The organism is Rheinheimera pleomorphica, from assembly GCF_011634895.1.
In the GTDB taxonomy this organism is placed as follows: domain Bacteria; phylum Pseudomonadota; class Gammaproteobacteria; order Enterobacterales; family Alteromonadaceae; genus Alishewanella; species Alishewanella pleomorphica.
The window spans coordinates 78,393-96,449 of record NZ_SIRR01000032.1 but is presented as its reverse complement, the minus strand read 5'-3'; the positions used below and the strand labels follow the sequence as shown (position 1 = coordinate 96,449).

General features: G+C 51.4%; 16 protein-coding genes. 9 read left to right on the top strand and 7 right to left on the bottom strand.

Annotated features, from left to right (window positions below):
* Positions 1-315: 315 nt before the first annotated feature.
* Both nrdG and nrdD read left to right on the top strand, forming a co-directional pair.
* Positions 316-768: an anaerobic ribonucleoside-triphosphate reductase activating protein gene (nrdG, locus tag EYB30_RS18445; protein WP_166841070.1), complete on the top strand. Its 453-nt coding sequence runs from the start codon at positions 316-318 to the stop codon at positions 766-768.
* A gap of 18 nt (positions 769-786) precedes the next feature.
* Positions 787-2,592: an anaerobic ribonucleoside-triphosphate reductase gene (nrdD, locus tag EYB30_RS18440; RefSeq protein ID WP_166841068.1), complete on the top strand. Its 1,806-nt coding sequence runs from the start codon at positions 787-789 to the stop codon at positions 2,590-2,592.
* Between the two features lie 175 nt (positions 2,593-2,767).
* Here nrdD and EYB30_RS18435 read toward each other — a convergent pair whose 3' ends face one another.
* On the bottom strand, positions 2,768-3,148 hold the full coding sequence (locus EYB30_RS18435) for a SirB2 family protein (protein ID WP_166841066.1): 381 nt from the start codon (positions 3,146-3,148) through the stop codon (positions 2,768-2,770).
* 318 nt (positions 3,149-3,466) lie between these two features.
* Between EYB30_RS18435 and EYB30_RS18430 the strand changes: the two genes are divergently transcribed.
* From EYB30_RS18430 to EYB30_RS18505, 3 genes are all read left to right on the top strand, one after another.
* Positions 3,467-5,734, top strand: coding sequence for a nitric-oxide reductase large subunit (locus EYB30_RS18430; protein WP_166841064.1), 2,268 nt, complete (start codon positions 3,467-3,469; stop codon positions 5,732-5,734).
* Positions 5,735-5,877: 143 nt separating this feature from the next.
* Positions 5,878-6,174 carry a hypothetical protein gene (locus EYB30_RS18425; RefSeq protein WP_166841062.1) on the top strand — a complete coding sequence of 99 codons (297 nt, stop codon included), beginning with the start codon at positions 5,878-5,880 and terminating at the stop codon, positions 6,172-6,174.
* A gap of 113 nt (positions 6,175-6,287) precedes the next feature.
* Positions 6,288-6,512 (top strand): hypothetical protein, encoded by a 225-nt coding sequence (locus EYB30_RS18505; RefSeq protein ID WP_174978772.1) that lies wholly within the window; start codon positions 6,288-6,290, stop codon positions 6,510-6,512.
* Between the two features lie 4 nt (positions 6,513-6,516).
* On the opposite strand, the gene EYB30_RS18415 is transcribed toward EYB30_RS18505, so the two are convergent.
* The gene (locus EYB30_RS18415; protein WP_166841060.1) at positions 6,517-8,478 is read right to left on the bottom strand and encodes a methyl-accepting chemotaxis protein; all 1,962 of its coding nucleotides are present in this window, start codon (positions 8,476-8,478) and stop codon (positions 6,517-6,519) included.
* A gap of 167 nt (positions 8,479-8,645) precedes the next feature.
* Here EYB30_RS18415 and EYB30_RS18410 point away from each other — a divergent pair, with 167 nt between their 5' ends.
* Positions 8,646-9,050 carry a ribonucleotide reductase subunit alpha gene (locus tag EYB30_RS18410; RefSeq protein ID WP_166841058.1) on the top strand — a complete coding sequence of 135 codons (405 nt, stop codon included), beginning with the start codon at positions 8,646-8,648 and terminating at the stop codon, positions 9,048-9,050.
* Positions 9,051-9,181: 131 nt separating this feature from the next.
* Here the strand turns inward: EYB30_RS18410 and hemN are convergent, their stop codons facing one another.
* Positions 9,182-10,543 carry an oxygen-independent coproporphyrinogen III oxidase gene (gene hemN / locus EYB30_RS18405; protein WP_166841056.1) on the bottom strand — a complete coding sequence of 454 codons (1,362 nt, stop codon included), beginning with the start codon at positions 10,541-10,543 and terminating at the stop codon, positions 9,182-9,184.
* 85 nt (positions 10,544-10,628) lie between these two features.
* Positions 10,629-11,141 carry a ubiquinone anaerobic biosynthesis accessory factor UbiT gene (gene ubiT / locus EYB30_RS18400; protein WP_166841054.1) on the bottom strand — a complete coding sequence of 171 codons (513 nt, stop codon included), beginning with the start codon at positions 11,139-11,141 and terminating at the stop codon, positions 10,629-10,631.
* A gap of 110 nt (positions 11,142-11,251) precedes the next feature.
* Between ubiT and ubiU the strand changes: the two genes are divergently transcribed.
* The 3 genes from ubiU to mog all read left to right on the top strand — a co-directional run bounded on the left by ubiU (position 11,252) and on the right by mog (position 13,724).
* Positions 11,252-12,244, top strand: coding sequence for a ubiquinone anaerobic biosynthesis protein UbiU (ubiU, locus tag EYB30_RS18395; RefSeq protein WP_166841051.1), 993 nt, complete (start codon positions 11,252-11,254; stop codon positions 12,242-12,244).
* Between the two features lie 4 nt (positions 12,245-12,248).
* Positions 12,249-13,121 carry a U32 family peptidase gene (locus tag EYB30_RS18390; RefSeq protein WP_166841048.1) on the top strand — a complete coding sequence of 291 codons (873 nt, stop codon included), beginning with the start codon at positions 12,249-12,251 and terminating at the stop codon, positions 13,119-13,121.
* 63 nt (positions 13,122-13,184) lie between these two features.
* Positions 13,185-13,724: a molybdopterin adenylyltransferase gene (mog, locus tag EYB30_RS18385; RefSeq protein WP_166841046.1), complete on the top strand. Its 540-nt coding sequence runs from the start codon at positions 13,185-13,187 to the stop codon at positions 13,722-13,724.
* Between the two features lie 52 nt (positions 13,725-13,776).
* Here the strand turns inward: mog and EYB30_RS18380 are convergent, their stop codons facing one another.
* From EYB30_RS18380 to EYB30_RS18370, 3 genes are all read right to left on the bottom strand, one after another.
* A complete protein-coding gene (locus tag EYB30_RS18380) occupies positions 13,777-14,427 on the bottom strand; it encodes a hypothetical protein (RefSeq protein ID WP_166841044.1) in 651 nt (216 codons plus the stop codon).
* A gap of 157 nt (positions 14,428-14,584) precedes the next feature.
* On the bottom strand, positions 14,585-16,321 hold the full coding sequence (locus EYB30_RS18375; protein WP_166841042.1) for a bifunctional protein-serine/threonine kinase/phosphatase: 1,737 nt from the start codon (positions 16,319-16,321) through the stop codon (positions 14,585-14,587).
* A 14-nt stretch (positions 16,322-16,335) separates the two neighbouring features.
* A complete protein-coding gene (locus tag EYB30_RS18370; RefSeq protein WP_166841040.1) occupies positions 16,336-17,832 on the bottom strand; it encodes a NarK family nitrate/nitrite MFS transporter in 1,497 nt (498 codons plus the stop codon).
* Positions 17,833-18,057 lie beyond the last annotated feature (225 nt).

The window sequence follows — 18,057 nt, the reverse complement described above, 5'->3', positions numbered from 1 at the left end:
ATGTATCCGTAGGGGCGCATCATTGCGCCCAATCACTTCTCTCATAGCTCCACGTTGGCCAATGTTGTTTTGGCTCCTCTGCACCGCCCCTGGTTTTCAGCGGGCGGTTTTTTTGTTTTTCCATCCTGGGCCTTGGCAAAAACAACTTACCCCCGATGGGGTAACAAGCTCAGCTTTAATGCGCTCTGACGCGGCCATGGCAATTTCAGCCCGGTTAAAACGTGATCCAGATCAAACTTTTGCCGACAGCTAACGCTAAGCTAAAACACAATATCTAGTGCCATCAAGACAGAAAAACACTATATAGAGGACTAAATGCTTAGATTCACCGATGAGCAAATCGTTTTTCAGGAAGTGCCAAATGAGGTGTCACTGGCCTTCACCATAGCCGGCTGTCAACTGGGCTGCAAAGGCTGCCATAGCAGCTATAGCTGGCGCAGCGACCAGGGCACAGCGCTAACGCCGCTTTACTTGCAGCATCGCTTAGACAGCTATAAAGGCCTGATCAGCTGCGTGTTGTTTTTAGGCGGTGAATGGCAGCCTGATGCACTAATAGCGCTGCTGGAGCTAAGCCGCAGTGCCAACCTTAATACCTGTTTATATACCGGCTTAGACGATGTCGGCCCGGCACTGAAACAGCGGCTAACTTACCTGAAAACCGGCCGTTGGCGCTCAGAACGTGGCGGCCTGGACAGCCTGCACACTAACCAGATCTTTACCGATTTACGCACAGGCCAACGCCTGAACCATTTATTTATCCGTCAATAACCTGCTAAGGGATATGCCATGCAAGCGCTTAATTTCTCGCAACTACAACAAAAACTCAGCTTTATCGACAACTACCTGCATGCCACTAATGCCGCCGATGGCTCAAAATTAGATGCCAACGCTAACGTGACGCAAAAAAACATTGCCACACTGGAAGCCGAACTGATGAAAGATCAGTTTATTCAGGTCAACCGCGCTTTAGTTAGCAATAAAATCAGTGAGTTATTTGGCGCTGAGCTAGCCGCGGAATACCTGCGGCAAATAACTGAGCATGAAATATATGTGCATGACGAGACCAGCTTAAAGCCGTACTGCGTATCGGTGACGATGTATCCGTTTTTACGTGATGGCTTAACCAAACTGGGTGGCGAGTCGCAAGCGCCGAAGCATTTAGAATCCTTCTGCGGCTGCTTTGTTAACTTTGTGTTTGCCGTGTCCAGCCAGTTTGCCGGCGCCGTGGCCACGGTGGAGTTTTTAACCTACTTTGATTACTTTGCCCGTAAAGACTATGGCGATAACTACCTGCAAACGCATCGCAAGCAAATCGAAAACCACTTGCAGCATGTGGTATACGCGCTGAATCAACCAGCTGCCGCGCGCGGCTACCAAAGCGTATTCTGGAATATCTCGGTGTACGATCAGCACTACTTCGACAGCATGTTTGGCAATTTTGTGTTTCCGGACTTTGTAAAACCAGAGTGGTCATCTGTTGCTGCCTTGCAGCAGTTCTTTTTAAGCTGGTTTAATAAAGAGCGGGAAAAAACCGTACTGACCTTTCCGGTAGTCACCGTGGCGATGCTTACCGATAATGGAAAATGTAAAGACAATGCTTTTGCCAACGACATCGCCCGCGAGATGGCCGAGGGTAACTCGTTCTTTATTTACCAGTCTGAGAATGCCGACTCGTTGGCCAGCTGCTGCCGCCTGCGCAGTGAAATCAGCGACAATACCTTTTCTTACTCACTAGGTGCCGGCGGCGTCGCCACCGGCTCTATTAATGTGATCACCATTAATATCAACCGCCTGGTGCAGGATGGCCGCGACCTGGCTGTGGAAGTGGCGAAAATTCATAAATATCAGGTCGCCTACCGTAAGTTAATGGAACAATACAAAGCCGCCGGTTTGCTCACCGTATACGACGCTGGCTTTATCAGCCTGGACAAGCAATTTCTAACCATTGGCATAAACGGCATGGTAGAAGCCGCTGAATCACAGGGCTTAACCGCTGGCAATAACCCGGCCTATATCCACTTTGTGCAGCAACAGCTAAAAGTGATCTTTGATGCTAACAAAGCCGCCAAGGCCGAATATGGCTATATGTTTAATACCGAGTTTGTGCCGGCGGAAAACCTGGGCGTGAAAAACGCTAAGTGGGACCGCGAAGATGGCTACTTTGTGCCGCGTGATTGCTATAACTCGTATTTTTATGTGGTAGAAGATGAGCACAGCAATACGCTGGACAAATTTCAGCTACATGGCCGGCAGCTGCTGGATTACCTCGATGGTGGCTCGGCACTGCATTTAAATCTGGCAGAAAAACTCGACCAGAGAGGTTACGTTAACCTGCTGAATATCGCCGCCCAAACCGGCTGTAACTACTTTTGCGTCAACGTGAAAATTACCATCTGCAACAGCTGCGAGGCTATCGACAAACGCACACTGTGCGCCTGTGCCCAATGCGGCAGTAAGGATATTGACTATGGCACCCGGGTTATCGGCTATTTAAAGCGGGTGTCTGCTTTTAGCAGCGGCCGTCGCTTGGAGCATAGCCTGCGGCATTATCAACGACAACAATCGAATAATAGAGCACAGCGTAGCGCCTAACGCGGGTTAAATCTGGGGCGTAATAATGCGCCCCTACCCAACCCGAGGCTAACACCAAATGTCATCGTTAAACCCAGAGCATCGTAGGGGCGCATGCTTGCGCCCTGTTCATCAAATGTGCCGTTGCAACTTCGGGGTGCCAGTAACATGAGAATGGGCGCCCCGTCATATACCATCAAACAAACAGCAGTGGTTTAAACCGGGCCAGGTAAAAAATACCGGCCAATTGTGCCAGCGCCAATACGGCGCACAATATGCGTATTGGCACAGGCAAGCGCTGTTTTAACGCGCCAATACCAAACACAATATAGCCAAGCAACAGTAAAATTTTAAAGCCCAGCCATTGATGCGCAAAGGGCTGCCAGGGGCCTATGGCCAGAAGCGTAAAAGCCAGTGTTAGCAATAGCGTATCGTTAATATGCGGCAAGTGTCGCACCGGGTTTAAGCGCCAACCGGGTTTGCCGGCCATATCCAACAATAACCGCAGCACAAACAAGGCTGCGCTTAAATAAGCGCAAAACATATGCAGTTGTTTTACCGGTAAATAGTATTCCATCTGGCAGCTCTCTTAGTCATCTTTGCGCGCCACCATAAAACAACTTTAGCGCCCTGCCTATATCGCTAAAGAGGTAGAAAACACCAACAGCAATCAGGCTTAGGGTAATTTATACCCTAAAGGTATTTTAAACCCAGCCATGTCAAGGTTAAAACCACCCTAATCTTACGCCACAAAACAGAAAGTCGTTTAAAAACAACTAATTAAAACATGGCTTGGTTCTTGTAACACTCCCTATAGGCGACACCGCCGCTGCTATAAAAAAACAGGAGTGATCTATGACACTTGGGCGCAATAACAATGATGTAAGGGGGCTGTATGGCCGGATATCGTAAACTCTGGTGGCTGCTAATTACCATTTTAGCCATCACCTTTAGCGTGCTGGGCTATTTTGGTGCCGAGGTGTATCGCTCGGCGCCGCCTATTCCGGCAAAAGTGCTTAGCCAGCAAGGCCAGGTGCTGATGACTAACGAGACTATCTTAAACGGCCAGACGGCCTGGCAATCGGTTGGCGGTATGCAGCTGGGCTCTATCTGGGGCCATGGTGCTTACCAGGCACCAGACTGGACGGCCGACTGGCTGCACCGCGAGCTGATGGCCTGGCTGGAACTGGCAGCACAGGATGAGTTTGGTTTAAGCTACGACGCCTTGACACCCGGCCAGCAAAATACGCTGCAATTTGCATTAAAGCAGGCCTATCGCACTAACAGCTATGATAAAGCCACTGATACTCTGGTGCTGAGCGACCGCCGGGTACAGGCTATCGCGCAAACGGCAGAGCACTATATTGCCTTATTTGGCGATGATATTGCGCTTAGCCAAACCCGCGCTAACTATGCGATGAAAAACAATACCCTGCCGTCTTTAAGCCGTCGGCAGGAAATGACACAGTTTTTCTTCTGGACTGCCTGGGCCGCCAGCACTGAGCGCCACCCGGATAGCGCAACCTATACCAATAACTGGCCGCACGAGCCGCTAATTGATAACCGCCCTACCGCCGAGAACCTGATTTGGTCTTTGGTCAGTATTATTTTACTGATCGCCGGTGTCGGAGGCCTGATTTGGGGCTGGGCGTTTTTACGCAAACATGATGAAGAAGAGCCCGCAGCACCTAAACAAGACCCTATTGCACGGCTTAAACTTACGCCATCACAAAAAGCGCTGGGCAAATATATTCTGGTGGTGGTTGCGCTATTTACCTTGCAGGTGATGCTGGGCGGCTTTACCGCGCACTACACGGTAGAGGGTGATGGTTTTTACGGTTTAAACACTACTGAATGGCTGCCATACAGCCTGGCGCGCACCTGGCATATTCAGGCCGCGATGTTCTGGATCGCCACCGGCTTTTTAGCCGCCGGGCTATTTTTAGCGCCGATTATTAACGGCGGTAAAGATCCGAAGTTCCAAAAACTGGGCGTCGATCTGCTGTTCTGGGCCTTAGTGGTGCTGGTAGCGGGCTCTTTTGCCGGTAACTACTTTGCCATTATGCAAATAATGCCCGAGCATTTAAGCTTCTGGTTTGGCCATCAGGGTTACGAGTACATTGATATTGGCCGCTTCTGGCAAATTATTAAATACGTTGGCGTGCTGTTCTGGTTAGTACTGATGCTGCGCGCTGTGGTACCGGCCTTTAAAGCCCCCGGGGACAAAAACCTGCTGGCACTGTTTGCCGCCTCGGTAATCTGTGTCGGCTTATTCTACGGTGCCGGCTTGTTTTATGGTGAGCGTACGCATTTATCGGTAATGGAGTACTGGCGCTGGTGGGTAGTCCATCTATGGGTAGAAGGCTTCTTTGAAGTGTTCGCCACCGTATCGCTGGCGTTTATCTTCCACAGCATGGGGCTGGTATCACGCAGTGTGGCCACCAGCGCCAGCCTGGCGTCAGCGTCACTGTTTATGTTAGGCGGCATTCCGGGCACCTTCCACCATTTGTATTTCTCCGGCACTACTACGCCGGTGATGGCGGTTGGCGCCACCTTTAGTGCACTGGAAGTGGTACCACTGGTGGTGCTGGGCTATGAAGCCTGGGAAAACTGGCGCTTAAAAAACAAAGCACCCTGGATGGGCGATATTAAATGGCCACTGATGTTTTTCGTCGCGGTAGCATTTTGGAATATGCTTGGTGCCGGTGTGTTTGGTTTTATGATTAACCCACCTATCGCGCTGTATTACCTGCAAGGCTTAAACACCACGCCAACCCATGCCCATGCGGCGCTGTTTGGTGTCTACGGCTTCCTGGCGCTGGGTTTCTGTCTGCTTATTCTGCGTTATATCCGGCCACAACTGGTGTTTGATGAAAAACTGATGAAAACCGCCTTTTGGTGGATGAACGGCGGCCTGGTACTGATGCTGTTTAGCAGCCTGTTACCAATTGGTTTTATTCAGTTTTACGCCAGCGCTACCGAAGGCTTATGGTATGCCCGTAGTGAAGCCTTTATGCAAAGCGACATTTTGCATACGCTACGCTGGGTACGCACGGTTGGCGATGTGATCTTTATCATCGGTGCCTTAGCAGTAAGTGGGCAAGTGGTTAAAGGCGTGTTTGACAGCAAAGCCGCCCGGCAGCCACTGCAACAGCTAAGCTAATACTCCTGTTAGTTAAAGACACCGTAGCGTGGCTGCGGTGTCTTACTTGTTAATGCCCTGCTGACATACCCATTTTGTATCATCGTCACGTGGGGAACAAAACCGTACAATTAGTCCGGTTGCCGTAACCAGAGGTTAGTATTATGTCGACTAAACCTGATCTTAAAACCGCAATGCAGCAATTACTGCTTGAGGTTAAAGCTACCCTGCCATTATATGAGCCTGCCACCTTTGTCTGTGGTATTACCAACACCGACTGTCAGGGCTGCCCAAAAAAATTGCTGGAGATGGTGGACGCCGAAGTGTCGTTTTGGCAGCACGCCATTAAAAATGGCCGCACGCCCAAGTTTGATGAACTAAGACGTTTTGGCAAATTATGCCTAAGTGTTAAACGCAGCCTGATCCGCAATAACATCATCGCGGCCGACACTGCCGTTTAGCGCAGCAAATAGCCAGCCGGGCAAATAAACCATATGCGCCAGGGTGCGCGGGTGTCTTTTTTCTGCTAACGGCGTATACTTGTCCCCCTTTTCTCCAAATTCTGGATATCGCCTTGCAACGCCAAGCGAAAAATCTGCTGAGCGCCCTACTGGCACAGCTTAGGCTCATTAAACGCGACAGCCAGCGGCTTTCTGCTATACCACTAACAGAACGGCTAAAAGTGGCTCTTTCAGCCTGTATTGCGCTGTTTATTGTCACCTACAGCAGCTTGCAGCTGGTTGGAGTCATAACCCAGTCGGATCTTATCGCCGCTTTGTTTAATGCCAAACTGGCCTGAGACATCAGGCCAGGGTAAAACGCCCTACCTGTTGTTGTAATTGTTCAGCTAAGCGCGCTAACTCACGACTGGTGGTGGAGGTTTGCTCGGCGCCGGCACTGGTTTGTACTGCTACGTCACTAATATTAAGAATTTTTTGGTTAATCTCATCAGCTACTGCAGCTTGCTGCTCGGCCGCTGAAGCGATTTGCATATTTTTATCATTAATACCATTAATACCCTGTAGCACCTGTGCCAGAATATCACCCGTTTCAGCCACTTTATCGCGGCCTTCCTGCGCCTGACTCAGGCTAATGCGCATCGCATCAGTGGCCTGGATTGCGCCTTGTTGTAAACCTTCTATCATGCGCTGAATATCACCGGTGGACTGCGCCGTGCGCTGCGCCAGAGTGCGCACTTCGTCGGCGACCACGGCAAAACCGCGGCCTTGCTCGCCGGCCCGGGCCGCTTCTATCGCTGCATTTAACGCCAGCAAGTTAGTTTGCTCGGCAATGCCGCGAATAACATCCAGCACCGAGGTAATGGCATCACTGTCCTGTTTTACCTGATCAATCACTTTAGCGGTGCTGTCGACCTGGCCGGATAAACGCTGAATAAGCGCTATGGTTTGCTCTAACCGGCTTTGCCCCCGGGCTGCACCGGCTTGCACGGTTTCCGACAGCTCTGCCGCTTCTGCTGTGCTGGCGGCAACATCACGCACTGTAGCACTCATTTCATGCATCGCAGTGGCCACCATTTCAGTGTCTTGCTTTTGCTGCTGCACACCTTTACTGGTTTGCAGCGTTACCGCCGAAGATTGCTCGGCGGCGGTAGCGACCTGGGCGGTAGCGCCGCCAATTTCATGAATAACCCGCAGCAGCTGCTGCGCCATATTATTGGTGCTGTCGGCAATGCGACCAAACTCGTCTTTACTTTTATAGTGGCTGCGTGCGGTAAGATCGCGCTTTGCCAGTGCGGTTATAGTGCTTTCAATACTGCATACTGCAGCCGAGATACTGCGCATGGTAATAGCTGCAACAATCGTCAGCACGGCACTTATCAACACAATAGCCGCCGCCAACAACCCTAATTGGCGCACCGACTGCTGCTGCAGCCGCTCAGCAGAGGCGGCAATACCGGCTTTCAGTGCGGTTTCAAATTCAGCCATTTGCGCCAAACGGCTAGTAGCAAGGTCAAACCACTGGCCATCATCCACATTAAGCGGCTCACCCAGTGCGGTGTTAAACGCTAGTTGTTGCAGGTGGGCCACTTTAGCAAAGCTGTTATGCTGGCTAAGAGTGCGCCAGGCACTTTGCTGTTGTGGGCTGACCATACGTAAAAAGTTTTCGGCAAACGCATTATAAGCGCCTAAGTTATTGCTAAAGCGGGCCAGTAATTCACTGTTAAAACTGCCACGACTAAACACCAAACCTAAAATGGCACGCTCGCGCCCGGCGCGCTCTTTCATTTCTATAAACTGGTTTAGAATCGCCAGTTGCTGCGCCATATCCCGATGCGTCAATGCCGCCTCCAACTGATGGTTTTGCGCAATCATGGCAGTAATCAGTGCGGTATAACGCTCAGCCGAAGCGGCATTGTTAATACTTTGCTGGTCAACCTGCCGGCGCAACGCATTAAGCTCGCCAAGCTGTTGTTGCAGCGCACTAAGCTCGGGCAATTGCAAAGCTAAAAACGCCTGTAAACGCTGATCGCTTTGCTGGCGTAATTGCGCCAGACGCTGGGCAAAGCGGTTACCATTGCTAGCCAGATAAACACCACTGGCTCCGCGCTCAGCTTGCAGGGTGGCCACTAAGGCATTGGTTGTGGCTGACGCCTTAATAGCCTGGCTAACATGCTCAGCCAGAGCAACCTGCTGCCAGCTGTCGCTAATCCGGCCCAGCGCCAACCATAACGCCGCCACTGCCGGTAGCAAAAGTAATAACATCAGTTTACGGCTGATAGACAAGTTGCGGATAAAGTGCGTCATAAAACGGCCTCGGGGTGAAAATTACCACCATTTTAGGTAAAAACCACCCAATTGCTAAGCAGGCAAAGGTGACTACCTCTTCAGGGTTAGCCTCTACCCCACCAGAGCCGGTATTTTCACTACACCGGCTTTGTTACACTGGCGAAAACTGTTAGCAGGCGTGAATCATGAATATAGAATCCTACTCCGACTTAATTAAAGCCGCGGCCATGCAGGACGAGCCACAGCGCTTGCTGTTTGTGTTTGCCAAAGCCGAGCTGCCAAACGGCTATACCGACACGCAAAAACACAACTTCGAGCAAGGCCAGGGCGGCGCTTTAGCACCGGTACTGTGTGTCGATAAACTGCCAGATGACGTCAGCGATTTTGCCAGCTTAGTGCAAGAGTCCACCACCACTGGCGTTGACTGGGATATTGCTTTTGTCTCAGCTTTGGGCGGCCGCGGTGGTTTTCCACCCAACAGCGATGAAGCGACACAGCCGCTGAAGATGATGATGGAGAAGATTCAGGGCGGCATGATTGCCGATTTTCTGACCTTTAACAAAGCCGGCGACTTAGTGGCGTTGTATTAACGACAGCCGGAAAACGTAGGGGCGCATCATTGCGCCCTTTGACAATTTGCGCCCTTGTGACAATTAATGTTCTGCCATTTTGCTAAAAATCGGGGCGCCTACTCGGTGTAAATAGCTGCGCCCCCACCAGATTAAACCACTTTTGAATAACGCTGCTGCCCCTGGCTTAAATAGGCATCAAAGCAAGCGCAGATGCTGCGCACCCACAGCCTGCCGGCGTTGGTCACTTTAATGCGCTCAGCGTATACCTCAACCAGGCCATCCTCCATAAACGGCTGCAAGCGCTCCAGCGCTTCGGCGAAGTATTGCCAGAAGCCGTTAAGGCGCCATTTATCACTAAAGGCTTCGACATCCAGCTCGAAGTGGCAAATTAACTGGCTTATCAGCGCAGCGCGCAGTTTGTCGTCGCTATTTAAACTAAAGCCGCGCTCTACCGGCAGCTGGCCGCTGTTTATCGGAGCATAATAGGCTGGCAGCTCTTTGCTGTTTTGCCACAATACGCCACTGACCTGGCTAATACTGGATACGCCAAGGCCAATTAATGCATCCTGGCCGGCGGTGGTATAACCCTGAAAATTACGCTGCAGCTTACCGGCTTGTTGGGCTTTGGCCAGGGCATCGTCAGGCCGGGCGAAATGATCCATACCAATAAACTGATAACCGGCACCGACAAAACGGTTAATCGCCAGTTGCATCAGTTCCAGCTTTAACGGCGCATCCGGCAAGCTACTGTTGTCTATTTTGCGCTGGGCGGCAAAGCGCTCCGGAATATGGGCATAGCTAAATAACGAGATGCGATCGGGATTTAAGCGGATAATTTCGTCGACGGTTTCGGCAAAACTGGCCGGTTGTTGAAAGGGTAAGCCGTAGATTAAATCCAGATTTATCGAGCTAAAGCCCAGCTCACGGCTTAACTGCACCTGATGACGGATAAGGTCGGTATCCTGCACCCGGTTAATGGCAATTTGCACTTTTTCGTCTAAATCCTGCACGCCATAACTCACCCGGTTAAAACCCAGAGTGCGCAAATGTCGCAGCTTGTCGTCACTGCAGCTGCGCGGGTCTATTTCAATACTAATTTCGGCATCAGCTTCAATAGTAAAGTATTGCTGCAACAACGCCATTAAGCGGCTTAGCTGTACTTCGGTTAAAAAGGTCGGGGTGCCGCCGCCTAAATGCAGCTGGTTGATGCTTTTACCCTGCAGCAGTGGCTGGTACAGCGCCATTTCCTGCGCTAACGCATCCAGATAGGTATCCGCCTTATGCTGATGGCGGGTAATCACCTTATTGCAACCGCAGTAGTAACACAGCTTATGGCAAAACGGGATATGTAAATACAGGCTAAGCTCGTTTGGGCTTTGCGCTATCGCCGTTTGAATTTGTGCGCGGTCAAAGCTGGTATTTAGCGCCAGCGCCGTCGGGTACGAGGTGTAACGCGGGCCGTTAATATTGTACTTACTGATTAACTTTTGATCCCACTGTATGGTTTGCATTCTCACCTCGTTGACGGGTTTAGGCCGGCGGCTTGCCATTATAACGACCGCCAAGGCGCATACTTTGATCTACCGCAGGCCAAATTTAATTGGCCACCACAGCAGCGTTGTTGCCAGCCAACTGTTGCTGCTGCGCCAGCCAGTTTAGCCCGAGCTGACACAGCTTAGGCAGACGCTCTGGTCCTATGCTGTCGAGCAGATTTTTGCAGTACAAGCCAAGCTCGGTATCCCCCAGCATTTGCAGACGACGGCGAAAAAACAACGTATCCGGATCGGCCGTATTGCTGATCATCGCCACAAAGTCAGCAAGCTCTGCCTTTAGCAGTAAATCCTGCTGTGCGCTATCTAGCTGCACCTTCAGCCTGTTGCCGCTCAGGCTGATAGCAAACTGCAGTGCTATATCCGCTACCTGCACCACCAGGGTTTTGCCGCGTAAAAAGTCCAGCTCACCGGCTTGTAGCTCCGGGCGGAAAAACTGGTTCAACGCCAACTGTAACACGCCGGCCTGGGCGGCTTTGGGTGCACAGCGGGTAACAGTGCGCAGCATTGTAGGTAGTGCTGCTACCAATTTAGAGTTAACGCTTTTAATATCAAACATATACAAGCCTTGTACTGAGTTATCACCCTATAATAAAACCACAGTACGCTGCTCGGGGCTATGCCCTGTCGGTGGTAGTAAGAAAGCCCAATTAACGCGGAGCCACCCCTATGGAGCTGCTTTGTCCCGCTGGCAGTATGCCGGCCCTAAAGGCTGCCATCGAGCATGGCGCCGATGCCGTTTATATCGGTTTAAAAGATGATACTAACGCCCGCCATTTTGCCGGGCTGAATTTTGATCAGGCTAAACTGAAAGACGCCGCCCGCTTTGTGCACCAGCACGGCAAAAAGCTGCATGTGGCGATTAATACTTTTGCGCACCCGAATAACTACCAACGCTGGCAGCAGGCAGTGGATATGGCCGCCGATGCCGGTGCCGATGTGCTTATTCTGGCGGACATTGCCGTACTGGCTTATGCCGCAGCGCGTTACCCGAAAATAGAGCGGCATTTATCGGTGCAGGCCTCGGCCACCAATGCCCCGGCAATAGATTTTTACCGCCAGTTTGGCATCAGCCGGGTGGTACTGCCGCGGGTATTGTCGATGCAACAGGTACGGGCATTGGCCAGAAGCTGCGAAATCGATTTAGAAGTGTTCGCCTTTGGCAGCTTGTGCATTATGGCCGAGGGCCGCTGCTATTTAAGCTCGTATATGACCGGGCAATCCCCCAACACCGCCGGTGCCTGCTCGCCGGCGGCTTTTGTACAGTGGCAGGATAATAAGGGCACGCTGGAGTCACGCTTAAACGGCATTTTAATTGACCGCTTTGCACCTAACGAAACCGCCGGCTATCCCACCCTGTGTAAGGGCCGCTTTAGCGTAGGCAACGACACCTACCATGCGCTGGAAGAGCCTACCAGTTTAAATACGCTGGATTTGCTACCCGAGCTGTATGCCGAAGGCATTAAGTCACTGAAAATAGAAGGCCGCCAGCGCAGCCCGGCTTATGTGGCGCAAATTACTAAAGTCTGGCGCGCCGCTATTGATGCCGTAATGTCAACGCCAGAGCGTTTTAATGTGCAACCACAGTGGCAGCAGGTACTGGCCGGCTTATCTGAAGGCAGCCAAACCACGCTTGGTGCCTATCATCGCAAATGGAAGTAATCACATGCAATTTTCACTAGGCCCGGTGCTGTACTTCTGGCCCAAAGCACAGATGCTTGAATTTTACCGTCAGGTCGCCGACAGCGACATTGATATCGTCTATTTAGGCGAAACCGTGTGCAGCAAAAGGCGCGAGCTGAAGTTTGATGACTATATGGCCCTGGCACAAATGCTGCGCGAAGCCGGCAAGCAGGTGTGTTTATCGTCGATGACCTTATACGAAGCCCCCGGCGAGCTGCGCGAACTGCGTAAATACGTCGATAACGGTGAGTTTTTAGTGGAAGCCAATGATGTTGGCGCCATCAGTATGCTGCAGCAGCAAAGCTTGCCTTTTGTCGCCGGGGCGGCGATTAATTGCTACAACCAGCATACGCTGCGCCAGCTGGTCGGTATGGGGTTGACGCGCTGGGTTATGCCGGTCGAATTATCCGGCCACTGGCTTAGCGAGGTATTACAGCAAAGCCTGATTGGCGATATCCGCGACTGCTTCAGCACTGAAGTATTTGGCTTTGGTCATTTGCCTTTGGCCTGGAGCGGCCGCTGCTTCACTGCCCGCTCGGAAAACCGCAGTAAAGATCAGTGTGAGCTGTGCTGTATTAACTACCCACAGGGGCGCGAAGTAAAAAGCCAGGACGGCACTCAGGTATTTGTGTTAAACGGCATTCAAACCCAGTCTGGCCAGCGCTATAACCTGGTTAACCAGCTAAACACTATGCAGGGCCTGGTAGATATAGTACGGTTAAGCCCACAGCTAAGTGGCACCTTTGACTGGCTGGCGAAATTTAAAGCCAATATTAACGGCAAAGCGCCGCAGCCACTACCGGCTACCGACAGTAACGGCTACTGGTTAAATTTGGCCGGTATGGCGACAGGGTGATAACACCGTAGGGGCGCATTATTGCGCCCTGTTGTTACGGAACAATGTAATACAGGAACAATAATGACCAACCAAACCGCCAAAATCGGCATCGTTACCGTAAGCGACCGCGCCAGTGCCGGCGTGTATGAAGACTTATCCGGTAAGGCAATTATCGATACGCTAAAAGACTATTTAACCAGTGACTGGCAGCCTGAATACCGGCTTATTCCGGATGAGCAGCCGTTAATTGAGCAAACCCTGCGCGAGCTGGCCGATGAACAAGGCTGCTGTTTAATTGTTACTACCGGCGGTACCGGCCCGGCCAAACGCGATGTGACACCAGAAGCCACCGAGGCAGTGTGCGACAGAATGATGCCAGGTTTTGCCGAGCTAATGCGCACTGAATCATTAAAGTATGTGCCTACAGCCATCTTATCGCGCCAAACGGCCGGTTTGCGTGGCTGCAGTTTAATTATTAACTTGCCGGGTAAGCCCAAAGCCATCCGCCAGTGTTTAGATGCGGTGTTTCCGGCTGTGCCCTACTGCATCGATTTAATGGACGGACCCTATTTACAGTGCAATGAGGCGGTGATTACAGCATTTCGGCCAAAGAATAGCTAAACAAAAAGAGCCCGGTAAGGGCTCTTGTAATAAGCAGCAAAGTGTTCGCTGTTTAAGCAGCAAGTTTACGCCGTAATAGCACCAACCCCAACGCCAATACAGCAAGGCCTGCCGGCTCTGGCACCTGGGCAGGGTCTATTACCGCAAAGAAGGCAGAAGTCGGATTAGTTAAATCTTCAGCATAGGATACCGCCTGCCATTGCCCTGCAGCCCATTCACCGCCCGGCAGGAAAGCACGCATATCAGCGGTATAAAAATCCACAATGTCAAATGCCGGGTTAACTTGCCACTCTTCTACGTCATCCCACTCGGCATAAGCCAGCCATTGCGTAATCGGGTTCCAGAACAAGTCGCCGGTCACGGCATCAGTATCCAGGTAATAAAACACCGTATACCACTCCAAATCGACATCGCTCCAGCCCTGGCCCGGATCGCCGTTATCCGTCGTACGGTCCAGCGCATCAAGATCGAATTGTGTTGCCACACGAATATCGTCGGTTGTAAAAAACGTATTTTGCGGTGTCACTGTGCTGTTTAGTGTGTAAGGCGTAGGATAGCCGCCCATATCGCCTGCGGCCGACGCAATGTAGGTTGCGGTACCCGGCAGTACGTCAGTGCTGCTAACCGGGATAATAGCGGCATATAAACTACTGCTTAACAATGCCAGTGAAGCATACAAACTGGATTTAGTAATTGTTAACATAAGTGAAGCCTCAGTGATGAAATTAACAATTTGCATACATGATACATACCAGTTTGCAACCAAGTGAAATATATGGCTTTTAACTTTCGCTATTGAACAGGGTGTAAATTTTTCTGACATTTTTCACTGGCCGCTGCACAGCAAAACGTCAAACTGTTTAGCGTTTTAATAAAAACAGCCACACCACCAACAGTAAGGTGATAAACCAAAAGCCTGACAATAGCTGCCAGAACAGCAGTGGGTTAGTTTTGTGCTCCTGCTTGACTTCTTCGTGTAAAAACGCCGGATTCGGCTGCTGCAAGTCGGTCAGCAGCTGATTAATGCTTTGATAGCGCTGTGATAAATCCAGGCTGACGCCTTTTTGCAGCGCGCGGTCAAACCAGGTAGGAATTACCGGGTTAAACTGGCTGCTACTACGATAACGCAGCTTGTCGTAATCGGCCGCGCTGCGACATTCCTCTACCGCAGTGCCGTAAGGCAGGTGACCGCCGCTGAACAGCTCGTAGGCAATGGTGGCCAGGGCGTAAATATCGCCCTGCACGCCGGAGTTGTGCCCCAATAAATAGTGCGGATCGGAATAGGCCGCCGTGCCCAGTGCCGCTTCATGCTGTAGCGGGCTGTATATTTCGGCCAGGCCCGCCACGTACACTGAGCCAAAGTCGACAATTTTTACGCTGCCATCCTGTAGGTAAATAATATTGCCCGGTTTTAAATCCTGATGAATGGCGCCCATATGATGAAACGCGGTTAAGCCTTTGGCTATCTGTTTTACCAGCTTAATGGCCAGCGCCGGTTTTAGTGGCTTGGGCTGGCGTTCAAACCATTGCTCCAGGCTCTGGCCGGGCAGATACTCCATTAAATAGTATAAAAAACTGCGGGGCCGCGTTTGCCGTACCACCTTCACCACATAGTCGGATTCAATGCGCAGGCCTATCCACTCTTCGCGGATAAAGCGGTCAATATAGAGCGCATCATCGTCGTAATTCAGTGACGGGCATTTAAGCACCAGCTTTGCGCCACTGGCCTCGTCTTCCACTAAATACAGATGGCTGCGGCTGCTGGCAAACAGCTCCTGCAGCACCTTATAACCATCCAGTTTCATGCCGGGGCTTAACGCCGGCGGAAATGGCAGCCGGGTGAGATGCTGGTTTAAATCATCCAGGCTTTGCTCTGGCAGTGCGGTTATCTGCAGCAGGATCAAACTGATATTGTCATCACTGCCCTGCGCTAACGCCTGTTGTTTTAGCTGCAAAGCACTTTGCTCCAGATCATCAGCTGCTGATACGGCCTGCTGCAGTGCATCCGGGCTGACAAAGTCCGACAGGCCATCAGAGCAGAGTAAAAAACGATCGCCGCATTTGACAGTTAAACTGCCCTGTTGCAGCTCAACCCGGGCATCCATGCCAAGCGCGCGACCGAGAAACTGGCGCTGCTCAGATAATACTGTCGTGTGATCCTGGCTCAGCTGCACCAGTACGCCATCGCGCCAGTGGTACAACCGGCTGTCGCCAATATGAAAAAAATGTGCGGTTTGCGATTTCAGCACCAGCGCAGTAAAGGTTGTCAGATAGCCTTTTTGATCAAGCGCAAACTGGTGGCTCAGCTCGTACAGCTCGTTATTAATCGTTGCCAGCAGCTGCTCAGCGCTGTAGGCCACCGACCAGCTATCCGGTGTCTGGCTGTATTCGCGGCAAAATCGGCTAACTGCGCGCTGGCTGGCCTGCTGACCGGCCTCGGCGGTACTGACGCCATCGGCTAGTGCAAAACAGGCACCTTTGTACGTTAACAGGTGAGGATCTGCGGGGATATGCTGCGCTACCGCATCTTCGTTGGCCGGCTTGATACCGGCCTCACAAAGACTGCTGTAGCGGAGTTTCAGCTCAGATGCGCTCACCCGGGGCTCCTTGTTTAACCTACATTGATGCGGTGCACAGTGCCATCTTCACCCACTTCGGTAATATGGCCTTTGGGATCATCTAAAAACATTACCGCTACCAAGCCCACCAGCGCAGAGGCGGCAATAACATAGAAGAACATACTGTAACTAACATAACTTAGTACCGTTAAATACACCACAGCACCGACATTACCGTACGCACCGGCCATACCGGCAATTTGCCCGGTCATGCTGCGTTTAATCAGCGGCACTATGGCAAATACAGCACCTTCACCAGCCTGCACAAAGAAACTGCAGGCCATGGTGGCCAACACGGCCAGCGGGATCCACCAGTGGCTGTCCATCAGCCCCATCAAAAAGTAGCCCGCGGCCAGGCCGCCAATTAATATCAGCATACTTTTTCGCCGGCCAAATTTATCTGAAAACCAGCCGCCCATCGGCCGTGATACCAGGTTCATAAAGGCAAAACCCGACGCCAGCAAACCGGCTTTTACTGCACTTAAGCCCTCGAAGGTTTCCAGAAAATACAGCGGCAACATTGACACTACCGCCAGCTCAGAGCCAAAGGTAGCAAAGTAAGCAATATTTAAAATTCCCACCTGTTTAAAGCTGTATTTATCGGCTTCTGGTACACCGGCACGTAAATGCTCAGCGTTAATACGCCAGGTTTGCTGGGTTTGCACGATAAACAGCAGCAACAGCACGCCCCAGAGCGCATACATCATATCAGCGCTGAACAGATTGACGCCGGCCGGCGATAAGCGCCAGGCCAGCATGCCCAGCGCCAGGTGCATCGGAATATTCATCAGAATAAGGCCCCACAACGCGCCCCAGCTGGTGACCATCATGGCACCGGTTTTTTTCGGTTTAAAATACACTGAGCCTTTAGGCGTGTTGCGGGCAAATTTATAAAACACCAGCGAATAAACGGCACTAATCACCCCTACAGTACCAATGGCATAGCGCCAGCCATCGTCACCGCCGTAGGCCAGTGCTAATAGCGGTAACGTCATCGCCGCAGCCGCCGAACCAAAGTTACCCCAGCCACCATAAATACCCTCGGCAGTACCCACCTGATGGTGTGGAAACCACTCGCCTACCAGACGAATACCCACCACAAAGCCCGCGCCGACAAAGCCGAGTAAAAAGCGGAATAACGCCAGCGCGGCATAGGTATCGGCAAAGGCAAAACCGATACACAGGCAGGCCGAGATAAACAGCAGCAAAGAATACATAATGCGCGGGCCATAGCGGTCTACCAGCATGCCAACAACAATGCGTGCCGGTATTGTTATGGCGACGTTTAGAATAAGCAGCGCTTTAATTTGCGCATCTGTCAGCGCCAACGCCTGTTTAATATGGATCAGCAGCGGCGCATGGGCAAACCAGATGACAAAGGTTAAAAAGAAGGCAAACCAGGTCAGGTGCAGCATTTTTATTTTTTGTTCAGCAAAATTCAGCAGGTTTAACCCACTGCCGCTTTGTTGTGCTAAAGCAGGACCAGCCATAACATCCTCCACAGGATTTATTGTTTCACTTTGGCCAGTGTAGAGAGGCTGCTGGGCAAAATCATTGATATAAAACAAAGCCAGAAAGGCAATTTTATTCACTAAAACAAGCAGATACCACTTTATAGGTAGCCGCATCTTTGCCACCAACACCAGGCCTGGCTGCCACTTATACCCACTTTGGCTAAAGCGCTAACCGCCGCAAGACGCTGCCGGCGCGTCAGA